The sequence below is a fragment of the Kitasatospora sp. NPDC001119 genome, assembly GCF_053598475.1.
In genome coordinates, this window is the sequence record NZ_JBSFKI010000001.1 from 384,972 (window position 1) to 403,233 (window position 18,262).

16 protein-coding genes are annotated in these 18,262 nt (G+C 73.8%); 11 read left to right on the forward strand and 5 right to left on the reverse strand.

The window, feature by feature from the left end; all coding sequences use genetic code 11:
- The first annotated feature begins 405 nt into the window (after positions 1-405).
- The 10 genes from ACWDD9_RS01810 to ACWDD9_RS01855 all read left to right on the forward strand — a co-directional run bounded on the left by ACWDD9_RS01810 (position 406) and on the right by ACWDD9_RS01855 (position 12,114).
- Entirely contained in the window at positions 406-3,549 is a 3,144-nt protein-coding gene (locus ACWDD9_RS01810) for a hypothetical protein (protein WP_449810546.1), read from the forward strand.
- A gap of 145 nt (positions 3,550-3,694) precedes the next feature.
- Entirely contained in the window at positions 3,695-3,772 is a 78-nt protein-coding gene (locus ACWDD9_RS01815) for a putative leader peptide (protein ID WP_107086570.1), read from the forward strand.
- A 195-nt stretch (positions 3,773-3,967) separates the two neighbouring features.
- The gene (locus tag ACWDD9_RS01820; RefSeq protein ID WP_375873366.1) at positions 3,968-4,558 is read left to right on the forward strand and encodes a cysteine dioxygenase; all 591 of its coding nucleotides are present in this window, start codon (positions 3,968-3,970) and stop codon (positions 4,556-4,558) included.
- Positions 4,552-4,938 carry a rhodanese-like domain-containing protein gene (locus tag ACWDD9_RS01825; RefSeq protein WP_049657033.1) on the forward strand — a complete coding sequence of 129 codons (387 nt, stop codon included), beginning with the start codon at positions 4,552-4,554 and terminating at the stop codon, positions 4,936-4,938. The genes ACWDD9_RS01820 and ACWDD9_RS01825 overlap by 7 nt, the downstream gene beginning before the upstream one ends.
- A gap of 215 nt (positions 4,939-5,153) precedes the next feature.
- Positions 5,154-6,323 carry an ABC transporter ATP-binding protein gene (locus ACWDD9_RS01830; protein ID WP_449810547.1) on the forward strand — a complete coding sequence of 390 codons (1,170 nt, stop codon included), beginning with the start codon at positions 5,154-5,156 and terminating at the stop codon, positions 6,321-6,323.
- Positions 6,313-6,981 (forward strand): ABC transporter permease, encoded by a 669-nt coding sequence (locus tag ACWDD9_RS01835; RefSeq protein WP_449810548.1) that lies wholly within the window; start codon positions 6,313-6,315, stop codon positions 6,979-6,981. Before ACWDD9_RS01830 ends, ACWDD9_RS01835 begins: the two co-directional genes overlap by 11 nt.
- Positions 6,978-7,655 carry an ABC transporter permease gene (locus ACWDD9_RS01840; protein WP_049657036.1) on the forward strand — a complete coding sequence of 226 codons (678 nt, stop codon included), beginning with the start codon at positions 6,978-6,980 and terminating at the stop codon, positions 7,653-7,655. Before ACWDD9_RS01835 ends, ACWDD9_RS01840 begins: the two co-directional genes overlap by 4 nt.
- Before the next feature lie 44 nt (positions 7,656-7,699).
- Entirely contained in the window at positions 7,700-8,638 is a 939-nt protein-coding gene (locus ACWDD9_RS01845) for an ABC transporter substrate-binding protein (protein WP_449810549.1), read from the forward strand.
- A 214-nt stretch (positions 8,639-8,852) separates the two neighbouring features.
- On the forward strand, positions 8,853-9,428 hold the full coding sequence (locus tag ACWDD9_RS01850; RefSeq protein WP_449810550.1) for a hypothetical protein: 576 nt from the start codon (positions 8,853-8,855) through the stop codon (positions 9,426-9,428).
- Between the two features lie 628 nt (positions 9,429-10,056).
- Positions 10,057-12,114 (forward strand): glycosyl hydrolase family 18 protein, encoded by a 2,058-nt coding sequence (locus ACWDD9_RS01855; protein WP_449810551.1) that lies wholly within the window; start codon positions 10,057-10,059, stop codon positions 12,112-12,114.
- A gap of 164 nt (positions 12,115-12,278) precedes the next feature.
- Here the strand turns inward: ACWDD9_RS01855 and ACWDD9_RS01860 are convergent, their stop codons facing one another.
- The 5 genes from ACWDD9_RS01860 to ACWDD9_RS01880 form a co-directional block, all read right to left on the reverse strand.
- Positions 12,279-13,580, reverse strand: a complete 1,302-nt coding sequence (locus ACWDD9_RS01860; RefSeq protein WP_449810552.1) for a multidrug effflux MFS transporter — start codon at positions 13,578-13,580, stop codon at positions 12,279-12,281.
- Between the two features lie 276 nt (positions 13,581-13,856).
- A complete protein-coding gene (locus tag ACWDD9_RS01865) occupies positions 13,857-14,339 on the reverse strand; it encodes a hypothetical protein (protein ID WP_049657923.1) in 483 nt (160 codons plus the stop codon).
- Between the two features lie 414 nt (positions 14,340-14,753).
- Entirely contained in the window at positions 14,754-15,632 is an 879-nt protein-coding gene (locus tag ACWDD9_RS01870; protein ID WP_117490852.1) for an alkaline phosphatase family protein, read from the reverse strand.
- Between the two features lie 318 nt (positions 15,633-15,950).
- Positions 15,951-16,328 carry a hypothetical protein gene (locus ACWDD9_RS01875; RefSeq protein WP_049652263.1) on the reverse strand — a complete coding sequence of 126 codons (378 nt, stop codon included), beginning with the start codon at positions 16,326-16,328 and terminating at the stop codon, positions 15,951-15,953.
- Positions 16,329-16,403: 75 nt separating this feature from the next.
- Entirely contained in the window at positions 16,404-17,591 is a 1,188-nt protein-coding gene (locus tag ACWDD9_RS01880) for an acyl-CoA dehydrogenase family protein (RefSeq protein ID WP_049652265.1), read from the reverse strand.
- A gap of 100 nt (positions 17,592-17,691) precedes the next feature.
- On the opposite strand from ACWDD9_RS01880, the gene ACWDD9_RS01885 reads away from it, so the two are divergent.
- Positions 17,692-18,231 carry an N-acetyltransferase family protein gene (locus ACWDD9_RS01885; RefSeq protein ID WP_449810553.1) on the forward strand — a complete coding sequence of 180 codons (540 nt, stop codon included), beginning with the start codon at positions 17,692-17,694 and terminating at the stop codon, positions 18,229-18,231.
- Positions 18,232-18,262 lie beyond the last annotated feature (31 nt).

The following is an 18,262-nucleotide window of genomic DNA, read 5'->3' on the forward strand; positions in this document are numbered from 1 at the left end:
GGCCGTGCGGTCGGGCCCGCGGTCTGAGGGTTGACGGGGCGGGTCTCGCCTGCGGGTCCGCTCGGGAAGCCGCAGGGTCTACGTGCGTAGAAAGCGATCTGTAGACGGTAGGCCCAGCCTCGGTGGCCTGACAATACGTCGGTGGAAACGCGTCTGGGGTGATCTTGTTGCGCGGACACGCGGATGGTCCCGGGTGGGATGAAAAGCTGATCTACCCCACGCGTCGCCTTCTTACTCGTTCGAGTGAAACCGGACACCCCGGGTGCGCAATCGGCGATGGTGGGGTAAGACCCGCGTGGACATCGCGGTGGATCACTACGGATCGTCAGTCATCGGTGGTTTCCTACGAGTTCAGCGTCTCGGTCACGGGGGATCGGGGCGGCCAAGCGGGGGGTGACGATGGTGGTGGCGGATTCCGCGACGGAAACGGCGGCGGCGAAGGAAGCGGCGGAGGCGACGGGTACGGCAGATGGCGCGGCGGGCGGAGGCCCGGCGGCGCGGCCGCCCGCCCTGCCCGCCTGGGCCGGCCTGCTGCTCGCCCTCGGCGCCCTGCTGCCGGTCCTCCTCGGCGGGCTGCTGTTCCGTCATCAGGCGCCGCGCGTACGGAACATCGCCCTCCAGCTCGCCGGTTCCCGCGCGGCCGCCGAGGCCGTGGTCGGCGGCCGCGCCGCCGACCACCTGGCCGCGCTGCGCGCCGACGGCTGGCTGATCGGCGGCTACGGGCTGACGTTGCTCGCCGCCGCACTGCTCGGCGGGTACGTGCTCGGGCCGGCCCGCCGGCGGCTGTCGGCCGTCGCGGTCGGCGGCGCCGGGCTGCTCGCGGCCTGCTGCGACCTGGGCGAGGACGCGCTGCTGCGCGCCGGGCTGGACGGCCTCCACCCGGGTACGGGCGGTTCCGACACCCCCTTCGCCGTCGCCACCGCGCTCGCCACCGTCAAGTGGCTGCTGCTCCTGCCCGCCGGGGTGCTCGCGGCGGGCATCCTGCTGGTGACCGCCACCCGCGCGGTGCGCGGGCTCCGGCCGGCGCGAGCGGGCGCGAAGGCCCGCGGCACCGACTCCCCCGACCGTCCGGCGCTGATCCCGCCCTGGCCGATCGCCGCCCGGCGCGGCGCCACGGCACCCGCCGCCGAAGCGCCGGACGCCCCGAACACGCCCGTCCGGCATGCCCACTGGCGCGACGCCGCCCGGGTGCCGCCCGGCCGCGAACCCGCCGAACTCGGCTTCTGCGCCTCCGGCGGCGGCATCCGCTCCGCCTGCGTCACCCTCGGCGCGCTCCAGTCGCTGCGGCCGTGGCTGAAACGGGCCCGCTACCTGGTCTCCGTCTCGGGCGGCGGCTACACCGTCGGCGCGCTCCAGCTCGCGCTCAGCGACTCCGCCCCCAACAGCCCGGTGCGCGCCGTCTCGGGCCTGACGGCCGACACCGTGATGGAGCACGGGTCCCCCGAGGAGGACCACCTCCGCCGACACGGCAAGTACATCGCCGACGGCGCGGGCGAATGGCTGGTCGCCCTCGGGACGCTGCTGCGCGGGGTGCTGTCCGCCCTCACCCTGCTGCTGGCCGCCGTCCTGACGCTCGGCCTCGGGCTCAGCCGCTTCTACCGGGCCGTGCCGCTCACCGACCTGAGCCACCTGGCGGCGGCCGGGCTGCGCCACGCCGGCGCCGTACCGGGGCCGTTGGAGCTCCGGACACCGGCGCTCGCCGCCTTCGGCCTCCTGCTGGCCTCGGCCACCGGGTGCTGGCTGCTCTGGCTGCTGGCCTTCCCCTCGCTCGGCTGGCAGGCGCTGCTGCCACGGGCGCTGCGCAGGGCCAATCTCGCCCTGCTCGCCCTGGCCGCCCTGCTGGCCGCCGGGGTGCTGGTGGTACCGGGGCTGGCCTGGGGCGCGGTGCGGCTCCAGCAGGCGCTGGCGGCGGGGCCGCAGCTCACCGGCGCGGGGCTCGGCCTGACCGTGGCGCTCAGCTACCTGGCGCTGCTGCTCGGCATACTCTGGCGCGACCGCCGGACGCCCGGTCGGGGTGCCACCACGCCGGGCGCGGCGGGCCGGCCCCGTGTCAGCGGCGCCAGCCTCCCGCAGACCCTCGTGGTCTGCTCCGCCCTCCTGGCGCTGACGGCGGGTGCGCTGCTGGCCCTCGGCTGGGCGGTCGCCACCGGCTACGCCTGGCCGACGGCCGTCCAGGTGTTGCTGCCCCTGGTGCTCGGCGCGGTCGGGCTGAACCTCGACCAGACCTGGGTGAGCCTGCACCCGTTCTACCGGTTGCGGCTGGCCTCGGCCTTCGCGGTCCGGCGGGCCACCGAGGGCGGCCGGTCGGTGGCCCGCCCGTACCACTTCTTCCGGGAGCAGACGTGGCTGAGCCACTACGGCGCCCGGCACCCCGACTTCCCCCAGGTGATCTTCTCGGCGGCGGCCAACCTGTCGGGCAACTCCCGTACGCCACCGGGCCGTCCGGCGGCCTCCTTCTCGCTCTCCTACGACTACGTGGGCGGCCCGGACATCGGGTACGCGCGCACCGACCTGCTGGAGCGGCGCACCAGTGCGCACATCGCCCGGGACCTCACCGTGCAGTCGGCGATGGCCGTCTCCGGCGCGGCCTTCTCCTCCGCGATGGGGCGGGAATCCCGCGTCTACCAGCGGCTGTTCGCGGTGACCAACGCCCGCCTCGGGACGTGGCTGCCCAACCCGGCGGTGCTCGGCCCCGACTGGTCCGGTCCGCCGGACTGGCGCCGCCCCGCGCAGCCCGCCGTCCGCCGCCTCCCGTACCAACTGCGGGAGCTGATCGGGCGGTTCCCGGCCGACGACCGCTTCCTGCTCACCACCGACGGCGGCCACTACGAGAACCTCGGGCTGGTCGAGCTGCTGCGGCACCGGGTGCGGACGGTGGTCTGCATCGACGCCAGCGGCGACGCGGGGTACGCCACCAACCTGGCCGCCGCGATCACCCTGGCCCGCGAGGAGCTGGGCGTCGCCATCACCCTGCACGAGCCCGAGCTGCTGATCCCGGGCACCGCCGCCGACCGGCCCGCCGAGGGTGACGACGCGGACGGCCGCGCGGACGACGGCGTGCAGGACCGCGCGGGCCACCGTCCGCCGCTGCGCGGGCTCGCGGCGCAGCTCTCCGCCCGGCTCTCGGCCCGGGCGGTGGTCACCGGGGACATCCGCTACCCGGATCTGGACGAGGGGCCCGGGGCCGTCCGGCACGGCCGGCTGATCCTCCTCCAGGCGGTACTGACCCCCGGGATGCCGTACGAGCTGCACGCCTACGCGATGGCCAACCGGGCCTTCCCGAACGACCGCACCAGCGACCAGTGGTTCGACCACCAGCAGTTCGACGCCTACCAGACGCTCGGCCGCCACCTGGGAGAACAGGCCGCGCCGCTGATCGAGCAGGCACTGACCGACCAGGCGAGGGCCGACCAGGCGCGGGCCGGGCAGGCACCGGCCGGACCGGCCCCGGGCCCCACCGGGTCGGTGCCCGCACAGCCGACGCGCGACACCGACCCGGCACCGTCCGCCACGGCTCCCCCGGCACCGCGCCGCCCGGCCGAGGAGTAGCCGGGAGGCGACCGACGGATGCTCGAAGGGCGCTCGGCGAGCGGGCGACGGGTAGCCGACCGGTCCGCCGGTCGCCGGGAACGGACGGCGGCGGACGGTCGGCTCGGCTTGACTTCCTCCGCTTCGCTCGGGAAAGATCCGGCGCATGGACTCCGGCGCCACTCTGGTATGCCGCCTGCACGTCGATCTGCGACGCCAGGCGAGTTCCATCTGTGCCTGTTGACCTTGTTCTCCCCCGCCGGTCCCGCTCTGTGACGTCTGCCAGGGCCCGCGCCGCGCACCCGCACCCGCAGTCCTGACCCCGCCCAGCCCCGGCGCACCCTTGCGTGCCGGGCCGCCCCGTCGGCCCGCGCCCTCCACCGCCGCCGGACACCGGGCGCTTCCCACCGACGTTCCCGCCGCACCCGAGGACGCCCTCATGACTCTGAGCCCGAGCCCGAGCATCAGCCCCGAAACCCAGCCGACCGTAAACCCCGACAACACCCGCCCCGACGCCGCGAGCCCCACGAGCGCCCCCGAGCCACCACCGACGCCGCCCGCCGGGGGCACCCCCGCGCCGCTCACCCCCAGCACCCTGCGGACCATCGTCCGCGAACTGGCCGAGCGGCCCGAGGAGTGGATCCACCACGTCCGCCTCTCCACCGAGGAGCGCTGGTACCGGCGGCTGGCCGCGGACGACGACCACGAGGTGTGGCTGATCAGCTGGCTGCCCGGCCAGTCCACCGGCTTCCACGACCACGGCGGCTCGCGCGGCGCCTTCGCCGTCGCCCTCGGCGAGTTGGAGGAGCTGTCCCTCGGCGGGCCCGAGCAGGGCCTGCTGATCCGCCGGATCCCGGCCGGCACCGCCCGCGCCTTCGGCCCCGAGTACGTGCACGACGTGCGCAACACCGCCGTCGGCCCCGCCGTCACCCTGCACGCCTACTCGCCGCCGCTGAGTTCGATGGCGCACTACGACCTGCGGGCCGGCGGGCTCGTCCGCACCTCCGAGGAAGGACCTGAACAGTGGTGACCACGATCGACGACCTGGTGGAGCGGGCCCGGGAGGGCGTCCACCGACCGCGCGCCCGCGAGGCGTACCAGGCCCAGCTGGACGGCGCACTGCTGGTGGACATCCGTCCGGCGGCGCAGCGGGCGGCCGAGGGGGAGATCCCCGGCTCGCTGATCATCGAGCGCAACGTGCTGGAGTGGCGGCTCGATCCGACGGGCAGTCACCGGATTCCCGAGGCCTCGGGCTACGACGTCGAGGTGGTCGTGGTCTGCTCCGAGGGCTACGCCTCCAGCCTGGCCGCGGCCTCCCTGCGCGAGCTGGGACTGCACCGGGCGACCGACCTGGACGGCGGTTTCGTCGGCTGGGCGGCCGCCGGCCTGCCGACCCGTCAGGGCGGCTGAGCCTGCGGTCGCACCGCGTGCCGGGGCGGTAAATCAGGGACAGGAGATGATGCAGGTCATAGTGTGATCAGAGTTTCCGCTGGTCCAAAGCCGGGCAACCACGCGGGCGGAAGTACGCCCGGGCGCTTGAAACCGCCGCCACCGAACGACCCTGACCGAACGACCGAACGACCCAGGCGCCGCCTTTCCGGGGCGCCCTGACGAGGAAACTCCACGTGATCAGATTCGAGGGCGCGGGAATGCGCCACCCCGACGGCACCATCGCCGTCGAGGGACTGGACCTGGAGGTCCCGACCGGTCGGATAACCGTCCTGGTCGGACCGTCCGGCTGCGGGAAGACCACCCTGCTGCGCATGGTCAACCGGATGGTCGAGCCCACTTCGGGCCGGGTCCTGCTGGACGACACGGACGTCGCGAAGCTGGAACCCGCCAAGCTGCGCCGCGGCATCGGGTACGTGATCCAGCAGGCCGGGCTCTTCCCGCACCGCAAGGTGATCGACAACATCGCCACCGTCCCCTACCTGCTCGGCTGGGACCGGAAGAAGGCCCGCGCCCGCGCCGCCGAACTGCTCGAACTGGTCGGGCTCGCGCCCGAGACCGCGAAGCGGTACCCGTTCCAGCTGTCCGGCGGCCAGCAGCAGCGGGTCGGCGTGGCGCGCGCACTGGCCGCCGACCCGCCGGTGCTGCTGATGGACGAGCCGTTCAGCGCGGTCGACCCGGTGGTGCGGGCCGGGCTCCAGGAGGAGCTGCTGCGGCTCCAGTCCGAGCTGCACAAGACGGTGCTGTTCGTCACCCACGACATCGAGGAGGCCGTCCGGCTCGGCGACCAGGTGGTGGTGCTGCGCGAGCACGGCCGGATCGCCCAACTGGCCGACCCGCACACCCTGCTCACCACCCCCGCCGACGAGGGCGTGGCCGCCTTCCTCGGGCGCGACCGGGGCCTGCGCGGCCTCGCCCTGCGCCCCGCGAGCGGCGTCCGGCTCCGCCCGGTGGGCGACGGACTCCGGTACGGCGGCTGGGAGTTGGCTCTGGACGACGGGCGCCGCCCGATCGGCTGGATCGACCGCGACGCCGTCACCGCCGAGCTGCACCCGGCGGCCGCCTTCCGCCCGGACGCCGACACCCTGCGCACGGCGCTTGACGCCGCCGTCCTCTCCCCCGCCGGGGTCGCGGTCGCGCTGGACGCCGAGGGCCGGGTCACCGGCACCGCGAGCCGCGAGGCCGTCCTCGCCGCCCTGCGGCCCGACGCCTCCGGTTCGCCGGCCGCTGATGCGCCCGTCCGCACCGACAAGCCCCCGGCCGCCGGCGGCCACCCGGGCGGGGCATCCGACCCGGACGGAACGGATGGAACGGGCAGCACGGACGGAGCCGACGGTGGACGATGAACCGATCGTCCGCTGGTACTGGATCGGCGACCACCTCGGCTACCTGGGCCACCTGCTCGCCGACCATGCCGTGATCGCCCTCGTCCCCGTGCTCATCGGCCTGCTGCTGGCCGTCCCGCTCGGCCTGGCCTGCGCCCGCTACCCCCGGCTGTACCAGCCGCTCTCCGCCGTGTTCAACATCGTCTACGCGCTGCCCTCGCTGGCCGTGTTCGTGGTGCTGATCCCGTACACCGGCCTCGCCACCCAGGCGACGGTGATGATCCCGCTCACCTTCTACGCCCTCGCCGTGCTGCTGCCGACCACCGTGGACGGCCTGCGCGCCGTCCCGGACTCCGTCCGGCAGGCCGCCACCGCGATGGGGTACGGGCCGTGGCACCGGCTGACCTCGGTCGAGCTGCCCGCCGCCGTGCCGTACCTGATCGCCGGACTGCGGGTCGCGGCGGTGTCCAGCATCTCGCTGGCCAGCGTCGGCGCGCTGGTCGGTCGCGGCGGGCTCGGCTACCTGTTCGTCGACGGCTTCCAGCGCACCTTTCCGACACCGATCCTGGCCGGCATCGTGCTGATCGCCATCCTCGCGCTGGCCGTCGACCTGGTGCTGGTGGCCGCCCGGCGGCTGCTCGCGCCCTGGGCCGTCCGGGAGAAGGGGGCGGGCTCGTGAACTGGCTGAACTGGCTGAGCGACTTCTTCACCGACCCGGACCACCTCAGCGGGCCGGACTCGATCGTGCACCGGGTCTCCGAGCACCTGCTGCTCTCCGGCGCGGCCCTGCTGTTCGCGGCGCTGCTCGCCGTCCCGCTCGGGCTGCTGATCGGCTACACCGGGCGCGGCGTCACCGTGGTGACCGCGCTCGCGGGCGCCGCCCGCGCCCTGCCCACCCTCGGCCTGGTGACGCTGGCGGTGCTGCTCGCCGGGGTCGGCGACACCGCCGTACTGGTCCCGCTGGTCGCGCTCGCCGCGCCGCCGCTGCTGGTGGCCGCCGTCGAGGGGGTGCGCGGCACCGACCCGGACGTCCGGGACGCGGCGCGCGGCATCGGGCTGACCCACCCCCAGGTGCTGTGGCAGGTCTGCCTGCCCTCGGCCGCCCCGACCCTGCTGGCGGGCTTCCGCACCGCGACCGTGCAGGTGATCGCGACCGCCACGGTGGCCGCCTACGTCGGGCTGGGCGGCCTCGGCCGCTACGTCATCGACGGGCTGGCGACCCGCAAGTACGCCGTGACCGTGGGTGGCGCGCTGCTGGTGGTCCTGCTCGCGGTCGTCGCCCAACTGTTCTTCGCCCTGCTCGCCCGGTTCGCGCTCCCGCCCGGGGTGCGCGCCCAGCAGCGGCCCCGCTGACTCCGTTCCCCCTCCCCTCCCGTTCCGGAAGGACATCTGTCACCATGTCGACAATCAACCGAAGCCGCCGCGTCGCCGCCCTCGGCACCCTCGCCGCGCTCACCCTCGGCGCCACCGCCTGCGGTTCCTCCGGCGGCAACCCGCTCGACGGGGGTTCGAGCGCCTCGGCCGCCACGGGCGGCGCGGGCGGGTCCGGCTCGACCGTGGTGGTCGGCTCGGCCAACTTCCCGGAGAACGTCCTGCTCGGGTCGATCTACTCGCAGGCGCTCAAGGCCAAGGGCGTGAAGGTCCAGGAGAAGTTCAACATCGGCAGCCGCGAGGTGCTCTACGGGCAGTTGCAGAGCGGCAACCTCACCGTCCTGCCGGAGTACAACGGCTCGCTGCTCGCCTACCTGGACGCCAAGTCCACCGCCGTCACCACCCAGGACGTGAACGCGGAGCTCGCCAAGACGCTGCCCGCCACGCTGGGCATCCTCGAGTCCTCCCCGGCCGAGGACAAGGACTCCCTCAGCGTCACCCAGGAGACGGCCGACAAGGACAACCTCAAGAGCATCGCCGACCTCGCCGCCAAGGCCGGCGAGTACACCATCGGCGGGCCGCCGGAGTTCAAGAGCCGCCGCGAGCAGCAGCTCAAGGACGTCTACGGGCTGACCTTCAAGGAGTGGAAGCCCACCGGCGACGCCACCGCGAACGCGCTCAAGGACGGCAGCATCCAGGTCGGCAACGTGTTCACCACCGACCCGAAGATCGTCCAGTACAAGCTGGTCCCGCTGGCCGACCCGAAGAACATCTTCGGCGCCCAGAACGTCACCCCGCTGGTCAACAAGGCGGGCGTGGACGCGACCGCGACGGCGGCGCTCAACGCGGTGTCGGCCAAGCTCGACACGGCCGGGCTGGTGGCGCTGATGAAGCGCGTGTCGGTGGACAAGGAGGACCCGTCGGCGGTCGCCAAGGACTGGCTGAAGTCCAACGGCCTCGGCTGACGGCGATTCGGCCCGGCGGCCGTGGAGCGTGAACGCGGCGGCCCGGAGGAAGCTCCTCCGGGCCGCCGTCCGCCGTTCCGGAGGCACCGTCCCTGGGCTTTCCGGGTGCGCTCGCGTGTGCGCTCACAGGTGCGCTCACGGGTGCGTTCCAGGTGCTTTCCGACCACTGAAGGGACCTTCCCTTCTGCGGCGCGAACATGACAGTCTGGGCGCCATGCGCACTCGTCTCCTCGCCGCCACCCTCACGGCACTCGCCGCGGTGAGCCTCGCTGCCTGCTCCAGCTCCGGATCGGACTCGGGCAAGGCCACCTCCGCGGCCGACTCCCCCACCGCCCCCGCCGCCTCGGCCACCGCGCCCTCCGACGCCGCCACGCCCGCGGCGACGCCGCCCGCGGCCCCCGGGTCCGACCCGGCCGCCCCCACGGCCGACGGCGGCACCGGCGCGCCCGCCCCCGACGCCGGCGCCTCGGGAGCCCCCGCACCGTCCAAGCCCGCGCCGCCCGCCGACGCCGGACTGCCCGCCAAGCCGGGCACCGACGTGACGGCCAAGCTGGTCTCCGCGCTGGACGCGATCGACCCGGCGATCGTCGGCGGCAAGCCGGACCAGGCCGTGGACCGGGCGCGCAACCAGTGCCAGTCGATGTACCAGTTCCCCAAGGACAAGCAGAAGCTGGCGGACCTGGCCAACCAGCGCTTCACCTCCGCCGACCACCCGCAGGGCTTCGGGCCGGACACCGCCACGAAGATCAACGACGCGCTGCTCGCCACGCTCTGCCCGCCGTCCCGCTGACCTGCCGATCCGCTGACCTGCCGATCCGGTGGTCCGCTGGTCCGCTGGTCCGCTGGTCCGCTGGTCAGCGGCACCATGAACCGCCCGGTGTCCTGAGCGCCGGGCTGCCGTGGCCGCGCCCCTTTCCGGGTGCGCGGCCACGGTCTTCTCGTTTCCGGCGCCCCTCACCGCCGCCCGGCACCGCCCCCTCACCGCCGCCCGGAGCGTGCGACGCCCCCCGGCGGGCCCCACCGGCGGCCCACCCGTCCCGACGCCGGTCCGCCCCCCTTCCGTCGCGCGGGCCGTGTGCTGACGAACTGTTAGGACTCTTGACAGACCAGTGGTCTAGTCCAAACATAAGCATGTCGATCCGACCGGGATGCACTGTGGGGGTGTGACCACCGGCGGCTGAGGCACTGCCATGCCCTGCCATGCTCCGCTCCACCCCCGCTCCGTACGGCGCGCGCATCCGCACGCCGCCCGCGTCCACGCGAGTCGGTGGGCCTTCGCACGCCCGCACGCCCCCGCACTTCCCCGCACTCCCGGTTCCGACCCGGTCCCGGGGCCGCCGCCGACCCCACACGGCCGCCCCACCCGGACCGACCGCACCTCCCCAACGTCCTGCCCCACCAAGTCTGTTGGAGAATCCATGCGCCTCCGCCGAACAGTCCAGGCCGTGTTGACGGCCTGCGCCACGCTGGCCGCCTCGGCCGGTCTGGTCGCCGCCGGGACGAGCTCCGCCCAGGCCGCCACCCCGCTCCCCAGCCGGGTCTTCGCCCCCTACTTCGAGTCCTGGACCGGCCAGAGCCCGGCCCAGCTGGCCGCGCAGTCCGGCGCCAAGCACCTGACCATGGCGTTCCTCCAGGCCGCCACCAAGGGCTCCTGCACGCCGTACTGGAACGGCGACACCTCCAAGCCGGTGTCCTCCTCCACGTTCGGCGCGGACATCGCGACCATCCGCGCCAACGGCGGGGACGTGATCCCGTCCTTCGGTGGCTACACCGCCGACAACACCGGCACCGAGATCGCCGACAGCTGCACCGACGTCAACCAGATCGCGGCCGCCTTCCAGAACGTGATCACCACCTACGACGTCAGCCGGATCGACCTCGACATCGAGGACAACTCGCTGACCAACACCGCCGGGATCGACCGCCGCAACAAGGCCATCAAGCTCGTGCAGGACTGGGCCGCCGCCAACGGGCGGAACATCCAGTTCTCCTACACGCTGCCCACCACCACCTCCGGGCTGGCCAGCAGCGGTCTCGCGGTGCTGAAGAACGCGGTCAGCAACAACGCGCGGATCGATGTCGTCAACATGATGACCTTCGACTACTACGACAACGCCGCCCACGACATGGCGGCCGACACCCAGACCTCCGCGCAGGGCCTCTACAACCAGCTCGCCAAGCTCTACCCGTCCAAGACCCCCGCCCAGCTGTGGGGTTCGATCGGGATCACCGAGATGATCGGTGTCGACGACTTCGGTCCGGCCGAGACCTTCACCCTGGCCAACGCCACCACCGTGTACAACTGGGCGGTCTCCAAGGGCATCAACACGCTGTCCTTCTGGGCCCTCCAGCGCGACAACGGCGGCTGCCCGGGCACGGCCGGCAACGACAACTGCTCCGGGATCGCCCAGAACACCTGGGACTTCACCCACGTCTTCGCGCCGTTCACCAGCGGCTCGACGGTGAGCAACGACTTCTCGGTGTCGGCCAGCCCGAACTCCGCCACGGTCGCGGCCGGTTCGTCCACCTCGGCCACCATCGCGACGGCCGTGACGGCGGGCTCCGCGCAGAGCGTCAACCTCACGGTCAGCGGCGCCCCGGCCGGCGTCACCGCCACCGTCACCCCGGGCAGCGTCACCGCCGGCAACAGCGCCACGCTGAACATCAGCACCACCTCCTCGGTGACGCCCGGGAGTTACCCGATCACGGTCACCGGCTCGGCGGCCTCCGGCAGCCACACCGGCACCTTCACCCTGACCGTCACCGGCACCCAGCCCGGCAATGACTTCTCTGTCGCCGTGAACCCGAACTCCGGTACGGTCGCTGCTGGTTCGTCCGTCTCGGCGACCATCTCGACGGCGGTCACCGCCGGCTCGGCACAGAACCTCAACCTCGCGGTCGTCAGCCAGCCCGTCCCCGGCATCACCGCCACCATCACCCCCGGCAGCGTCACCGCCGGCAACAGCGCCACGCTGAACATCTCCACCACCTCGGCCGTGACTCCGGGCACCTACCCGCTGGGCATCAGCGCCACCGGGGCCTCCGGCAACCACATCGCGTCCTACACGCTGACCGTCACCGGGACCACGCCGACCACCGGCCTGGTTAACGGCGACCTGGAGAGCGGCAGCCTGGCCCCGTGGACCTGCCAGAGCGGCGGCGCCGTGGTCTCCACCCCGGTCCACTCCGGCACCAAGGCCCTCCAGGCCGCAGCCACCGCCGCCCAGACCGGCGAGTGCGCGCAGACCGTCACGCTGAAGCCCAACACCAGCTACACCCTGAGCGGTTGGGTGCAGGGCAACTACGCCTACATCGGCGTCAACGGCGGCGCCACCGCCAGTGCGTGGGCCAACTCCTCCGGCTGGACCAAGGTGTCCGTTCCCTTCACCACCGGCGCCAACGGCACCGTCTCCGTGTACCTGCACGGCTGGTACGGCCAGGGCAACGTGTACGGGGATGACTTCTCCATCGCCTGAGACCGCCCCAGGCGACGAATGACGGTTGACGAATAACGGATAACGGATGACAGCTGACAGATTTCAACATCTGTCAGCTGTCATCTGTCTTCTGTTCGCTGTTACCCGTTCGCTGTCATCCGTCCGCCGTCAGTCGTCCGGCCGCGGCCTGCCGCCCGTTCCCGTCAGCCCCCCACCGCCGCCCGCATCCGCTCCGGTCGGCACAGCGCCAGGTAGACCACCGTCGCCAGCACCCCGCAGACCAGGACCACCAGCGCCAGCAGCACCGCCGACGGCTGACCGCCGAGGCTGCTCAGCGGCGCGACCACCGCGGCGCACAGGAAGTTGCCCGTCCCGAGCAGCGCCGACGCGGTACCCGCCACCTGCGGCTCGACCAGGCCGAGCGCCTGGGCGGCGGTGTTCGGCAGCAGCACGCCCAGGCTGCCCATCATCACGAACAGCGGCGGGCAGAACCCGGCCAGTCCGAAGTCCCACACCGTGGTCAGCAGCACCAGCGCCACCCCGGCGGCGACCGCCGCCGCGAGGCTGCCCAGCATCAGCACCCGCTGCGTGAAGCGCGGCGCCAGTACGCGCCCGTTCACCTGGGTCATCACCACGATCGCGAACGAGTTCAGCCCGAACAGCAGGCTGTAGGTCTGCGGCGAGACCTGGTACACGTGCTGGAGCACCGTCGACGACCCGCTGATGTAGCCGAACAGCGCCCCGAAGGCGAGGGAGCTGGTCAGCGCCAGCCCGAGGAACGGCAGGTTGCCCAGCAGCCGTCCCATCGTCCGCAGGGTCGCGCCCACGCCGCCGCGGTCCCGGGTCTCCGGCGGCAGCGTCTCGCGCAGCACCCCGAACGAGACCAGGGTGAGCAGCAGCCCGAGCGCCGTCAGCACGCCGAAGGTGCCGCGCCACGAGGTGAACCGCATCAGCTGCGCGCCGATGATCGGCGCGAGGATCGGTGCCAGCCCGGATATCAGGGCGATCGAGGCGAGGAAGCGCAGCAGCGCGACGCCCTGGAAGCGGTCCCGGGAGACGGCGCGTCCGATCACCAGCCCGGCGGACCCGGCCGCGCCCTGGACGAAGCGGGCGGCGATCAGCACGGCCAGGTTCGGCGCGAACACGCACACCACGCTGGACAGGGTGTAGAGGACGAGCCCGGCGAGCAGCGGCACCCGGCGCCCGTAGCGGTCGCTGAGCGGCCCGAAGAGCAGCTGCCCGGCGGCGACCCCGAACATCGAGAAGGTCAGGGTGAGCTGGACGGCGGCCGGCTGGGCGACCAGGTCGTCGGCGATCGCGGGCAGGCCCGGCAGGTAGAGGTCGGTGGTGAGCGGGCCGAGCGCGGTGAGGCCGCCGAGGGCGGCGATCACGGCCCAGCCGGGACGGGACTGGCCGGTGGCGGGTGCGGCGACGGATGCGGGGGCGGCGGTGGTGGCGGCAGCGGTCGACGTGTCGTCGGTGGGGCCGACGGTCGGGCCGGGCATGGTTCTCCTTACGGACGGGCGACGTGGGGTTCGTTCGCGCTCCGTCCTACCGCAGCACGGTCCGGTTCCGACAGCGGGGGTACGTGCTGTCCGGCTGCGGGGGTGCGCCGGGCGGATCGTCCGCCGCCCGTTTCCGGCCCGCACACGGCGACGGCCCGCCCGCACCTTCCGGTGCCCGGCGGGCCGTTCCGTTCCCCGGTCGCGGCGACCAGGAGTGCTCAGAGGTGTTCAGGGGTTCCCGGGAGTGCTCAGGAGTACTCGGGTGCCCCGCCGGACTCAGCGCTTGGCGACGTGCTCGGCGCGCAGCGCCGCCTGCACCGCCGCGCCGTCCTGCCACGCGTAGAGCTGGTTGCCGGTCAGCGCCACGTTGTAGTACCCGCAGGTGCCGATGACCTTGGTCGCGACGCCCTCGGGGAACCAGCCGGCCTTGAGCGACTCCGGCACCGGGTGCGCGCTCTTGCCCGGCTGCCCGGCGGTGCAGCCGACGGGCAGCCGCTCCTCCGGGAGGGTGGCGCGCAGCAGGCGGTCGTCGCCCCTGGTGGACATCAGGTACTTCACCCCGGAGGCGTTGTCGGGCAGCCAGGTCGGCATCGACCGGCGGTCGGCCTTGGCCTGGGTGCCGGTCTCGTACGAGCCCTGCTGCTGGTGGTGCTCGTCGTACCAGTCGGACACCCGCGGGCCGATTGCCACGGCCGCCACGGCGACGGCCATGCCGGTACCAGCGACTCCCAGCGCGACCTTGCTCACGATGCCCTTCATGCCCGGCTGTCCTCTCCGTGTCGTGACCGGTGCGGCCGTCGCCGACCGCTCGTCTCCGCCGCCGGCGGCCGCTCAGGTCCGCGTCGCCGACCCGGTCGGCGTGCTCCACCGTCCGGTGCAACCATCGTGGCCCGTCCCGACCCGTCGGATCGTCACCACCAGGTCGCGATCTTGTCTCCAACCCACGGGGTACCTTCTCCACCTTCAGGCGTATGTCCTTCGGCAGGGACCCTGAGGCCCGCAGGTCCGGGGCCCCGCGGGCTCGGAGGCGTGCCGCTCCGGCGCCCAGGCCGGCACGCCCGGGTCGAGCGCGGCCCGAGCCCCGGTCGAGCCTCGCTCAAGCCCGGCGCCGCCGCAGCCCGGCCTGCTGCACCCGGGGGCGCCGGTACCCCCGGATCGCGGACCGCCCGCCGCTCAGACCGCCGCCGGCACCGGCCTGGCCAGCGGGAACGGGCGGCCGTCGAGGGTCCAGTGCGGGTCGATCGGGCGCAGCAGGGAGGCGTACACCTGCGCGGCGACGTCCGGGTGGCGGATCTCGCCGGTGGGCGGGCCGGCCGGGATGCCGTGCCCGGCGCAGGCGACCCAGGCCGTCCGCTCCTCGACCGTACGGCCGCCGTGGCCGCCGGCGTCCACGTGCCCGTGGTCGGTGACGACGATGACCGTCCACTGCTCCTCGGCGTAGGTCGCCCGGCCGCGGACCGCGTCGAGGAGGCGGCCGAGGCGCTCGTCGGCGGTGCGCATGGACGCGCGGTACTCGTCGCCGCAGCCCAGGAAGTGGGCGGTCTCGTCGACGGCGCCGAGGTAGACGAAGGAGGCCTCGGGGTCGGCGGCGCCGAGGACGTGGACGGCCTCCCGGACGACCTCCTCGTCCACCGCCTCCCAGGCCTCGGGGGTGTCCTCGGCGGGGGCCACGTAGGAGAGCCGGCCGGGGGCGCGGAACAGCGGGCCGCCGGACTCGTTGATCATCAGCGGGTCCCAGCCGGCCGCGACGAAGGTGCGGCGGCGGTCGCCCCGGGCGAGGCGGGTGGCGAAGTCGGGGAACACGTCGAGCCGGTTGCCCCCCAGGTGGTTGCCCCAGACCCCGTGCTTGGCGGGCTCGACCCCGGTCACGATGGTGGTCCAGCACGGCCCGGACATGGTGGGCGTGCCGTCCGCGACGGTGACCGGCACCAGGAACCCGGCCGCGGCGACCTCCTCCAGGCGCGGCATCGGCACCTGCGCCAGGTAGTCGTGGCGGACACCGTCGATCCCGACGACGAGCACGCGGGGGCGGGGCCACTGGGCAGCGGACATGGGGCGTTCCTTTCGGTCGTGCGCACCCGGCCGCGCCCGCCGAGGGCGCCGCCGACCGCGCCATGCTCCACCGACCGCCGTACCGGTCGGCGTCACCTCACCGAACGCCGGGTGTCCACGAGGTGTCGGAAGAGCGCCGGGAAGCCGCCGGGGCGGTCCGCGGCCGACGGGGGCCGTACGGAACGGGCCGCCCCGCCGACCGTGCCGACGCCGCGGGCTCCGGGCGGCGGGCTCCGGGCGGCGGGGCGGCAGGCGGGGCGGCGGCAGGTCGGCGCTACGGACGGCGGGGCAGGTCGGGGCTGCCGGCGGCGGGGCGGGTCACGACTGCGGACGGAACTCGTGGACCACCTCGATGCGGCCGACGATGTGCCGGTTGAACTCGGCCAACTCCTCGGCGGGCACCCAGAGTTCGAGGATCGTCCGCCCGCCCGCCCGCTGGACGGGGTAGCGGGCGAGGAAGGCGGTGTCGACCTCGAAGCGGGTGACGTAGCCGACGCCGGAGGCGGGCACGTTCCAGTCCCGGGCGATCCGGATCGCGTAGTCCTCGTTGAGGACGGGGTAGAAGATCGGCTGCTCGGGCAGGCGGGGCGGCCAGGCGCGCCGGTCGGCGGCCTCGACCAGGGCCAGCTCCTCCGGGCCGGTGGGGCGCCAGAGGGTGGTGGTCGGGGGCCGCGTCGGGACGTACTGGCTGGTCATGGCAGGGACGGTAGCCGGGCCGCGACGGGCCCGGCCACCGGTTTTCCCGGGCCGGGAAGGGCGGGCGGCGGCCCGTCAGCGGTAGGCGGACTCGCCGGTGATGGCCTCGCCGAGGACCAGGGTGTGGATCTCACTGGTGCCCTCGTAGGTGAGCACCGACTCCAGGTTGTTGGCGTGCCGCAGCACCGGGTACTCGGTGGTGATGCCGTTGGCGCCGAGGACGGTCCGGGCGCTGCGGGCGATCTCCAGCGCGGTGCGGACGTTGTTGAGCTTGCCGAAGCTGATGTGCGGCGGGCGGGCCGCGCCCTGCTCCTTGAGCCGGCCGATCCGCAGCGCGACCAGGTAGGCCTTCTCGACCTCCAGCATCATCTCGACCAGCTTCTGCTGGGTCAGCTGGAAGCCCGCGATCGGGCGGTCGAACTGGATCCGGCTCTTGGCGTAGTCCAGGGCGGCGGTGTAGCAGTCGCGGGCGGCTCCGACGGTGCCCCAGAGGATGCCGTAGCGGGCCTCGTTGAGGGAGGAGAGCGGGCCGCGCAGGCCGACCACCCCGGGCAGCACGGCGTCGGCGGGCAGCACCACCTCGTCGAAGGCCAGCTCGCTGGTGACGGAGGCCCGCAGTGAGAGCTTGCCGTGCACGTCGGTGGCGGTCAGGCCGCGGGTGCCGCGCTCGACCAGGAAGCCGCGCACGCCCTCCTCGGTCTGCGCCCAGACCACGGCGACGTCGGCGATGCTGCCGTTGGTGATCCACATCTTGCTGCCGGACAGCACCCAGTCACCGCCCTCACCGCCCTTCCGCACCGCCCGGGTCCGCATGTTGGCGGGGTCGGAGCCGAAGTCCGGCTCGGTGAGGCCGAAGCAGCCGATCAGTTCACCGGCGGCCATGCCGGGCAGCCAGCGCTGCTTCTGCTCCTCGGAGCCGAAGGCGTGGATCGAGCGCATGGCGAGCGAGCCCTGGACGGAGACGAAGCTGCGCAGCCCGGAGTCGGCCGCCTCCAGCTCCATGCAGGCCACCCCGTACGCCACCGCGTCGGCGCCCGCGCAGCCGTAGCCGTCGAGGTGCATGCCGAGCACGCCCAGGGCGCCGAGTTCGGGAGCCAGCTCGCGGACCGGGAAGACCCCGCGCTCGAACCAGTCGCCGATGTGCGGGCGGATGTGCTCCTCGGTGAACCGGCGGACGGTGTCGCGGATCAGCCGCTCCTCGTCCGAGAGCAGGTCGCCGACGGCGAGCAGGTCGGACGGGTCGATCCGGGTCGGCTTCGTCATCGAAGCTCCTTGTACTCTCGGCGGAATACCAGCGGAATACCGGCGAGTATCGCGCACCCGGCCGAGCGGTGGGCGGGCGCGAACGAGTGAGGATGGCGACATGTCCGACGGTGCGTACGTGATCGGCGAGGTGACGGCCCGGGAGCTGGACGACTCGGCGGAGGAGTTCGCCGGGCTCCTGGTGGAGACCGTGCACGGCGGCGCCTCGATCGGGTTCCTCGCCCCGCTGGCGCCCGACGAGGCCAGGACGTGGTGGCGGGCGCTCGGCCCGGACCTCGCGGCCGGCCGGCTGGTGCTGTGGACCGCCCGGAACCGGGCCGACGGACGGCTGGCCGGCACGGTGCAGCTGCGGCCCGCCACCACCGCGAACGGCCGCCACCGGGGCGAGGTGGCCAAGCTGATGGTGCACCCCGCCGATCGCGGGCACCGGCTGGCGGGACGGCTGCTGGCGGCGCTGGAGGAACGGGCGGTGGAGCTGGGCATCCGGCTGCTGGTGCTGGACACCGAGACCGGGAGCCCGGCGGAGCGGCTCTACGAGGGAGCGGGCTGGACCCGGGTCGGTTCGGTGCCGGACTTCGCGGCCGATCCGGCGGGCGTGCTCCGGCCGACCACCATCTTCTTCAAGTCGCCGACGCGCTGACGGGTCGACGGCCCGAGCGGGCGAAGCGGGC

Coding starts and splice junctions, on each gene's coding strand:
- ACWDD9_RS01815 (WP_107086570.1), top strand. CDS start 3,695: ATGGACTCCGGCGCCACTCTGGTATGCCGCCTGCACGTCGATCTGCGA.
- ACWDD9_RS01820 (WP_375873366.1), top strand. CDS start 3,968: ATGACTCTGAGCCCGAGCCCGAGCATCAGCCCCGAAACCCAGCCGACC.
- ACWDD9_RS01845 (WP_449810549.1), top strand. CDS start 7,700: ATGTCGACAATCAACCGAAGCCGCCGCGTCGCCGCCCTCGGCACCCTC.
- ACWDD9_RS01850 (WP_449810550.1), top strand. CDS start 8,853: ATGCGCACTCGTCTCCTCGCCGCCACCCTCACGGCACTCGCCGCGGTG.
- ACWDD9_RS01855 (WP_449810551.1), top strand. CDS start 10,057: ATGCGCCTCCGCCGAACAGTCCAGGCCGTGTTGACGGCCTGCGCCACG.
- ACWDD9_RS01860 (WP_449810552.1), bottom strand. CDS start 13,580: ATGCCCGGCCCGACCGTCGGCCCCACCGACGACACGTCGACCGCTGCC.
- ACWDD9_RS01865 (WP_049657923.1), bottom strand. CDS start 14,339: ATGAAGGGCATCGTGAGCAAGGTCGCGCTGGGAGTCGCTGGTACCGGC.
- ACWDD9_RS01870 (WP_117490852.1), bottom strand. CDS start 15,632: ATGTCCGCTGCCCAGTGGCCCCGCCCCCGCGTGCTCGTCGTCGGGATC.
- ACWDD9_RS01875 (WP_049652263.1), bottom strand. CDS start 16,328: ATGACCAGCCAGTACGTCCCGACGCGGCCCCCGACCACCACCCTCTGG.
- ACWDD9_RS01880 (WP_049652265.1), bottom strand. CDS start 17,591: ATGACGAAGCCGACCCGGATCGACCCGTCCGACCTGCTCGCCGTCGGC.
- ACWDD9_RS01885 (WP_449810553.1), top strand. CDS start 17,692: ATGTCCGACGGTGCGTACGTGATCGGCGAGGTGACGGCCCGGGAGCTG.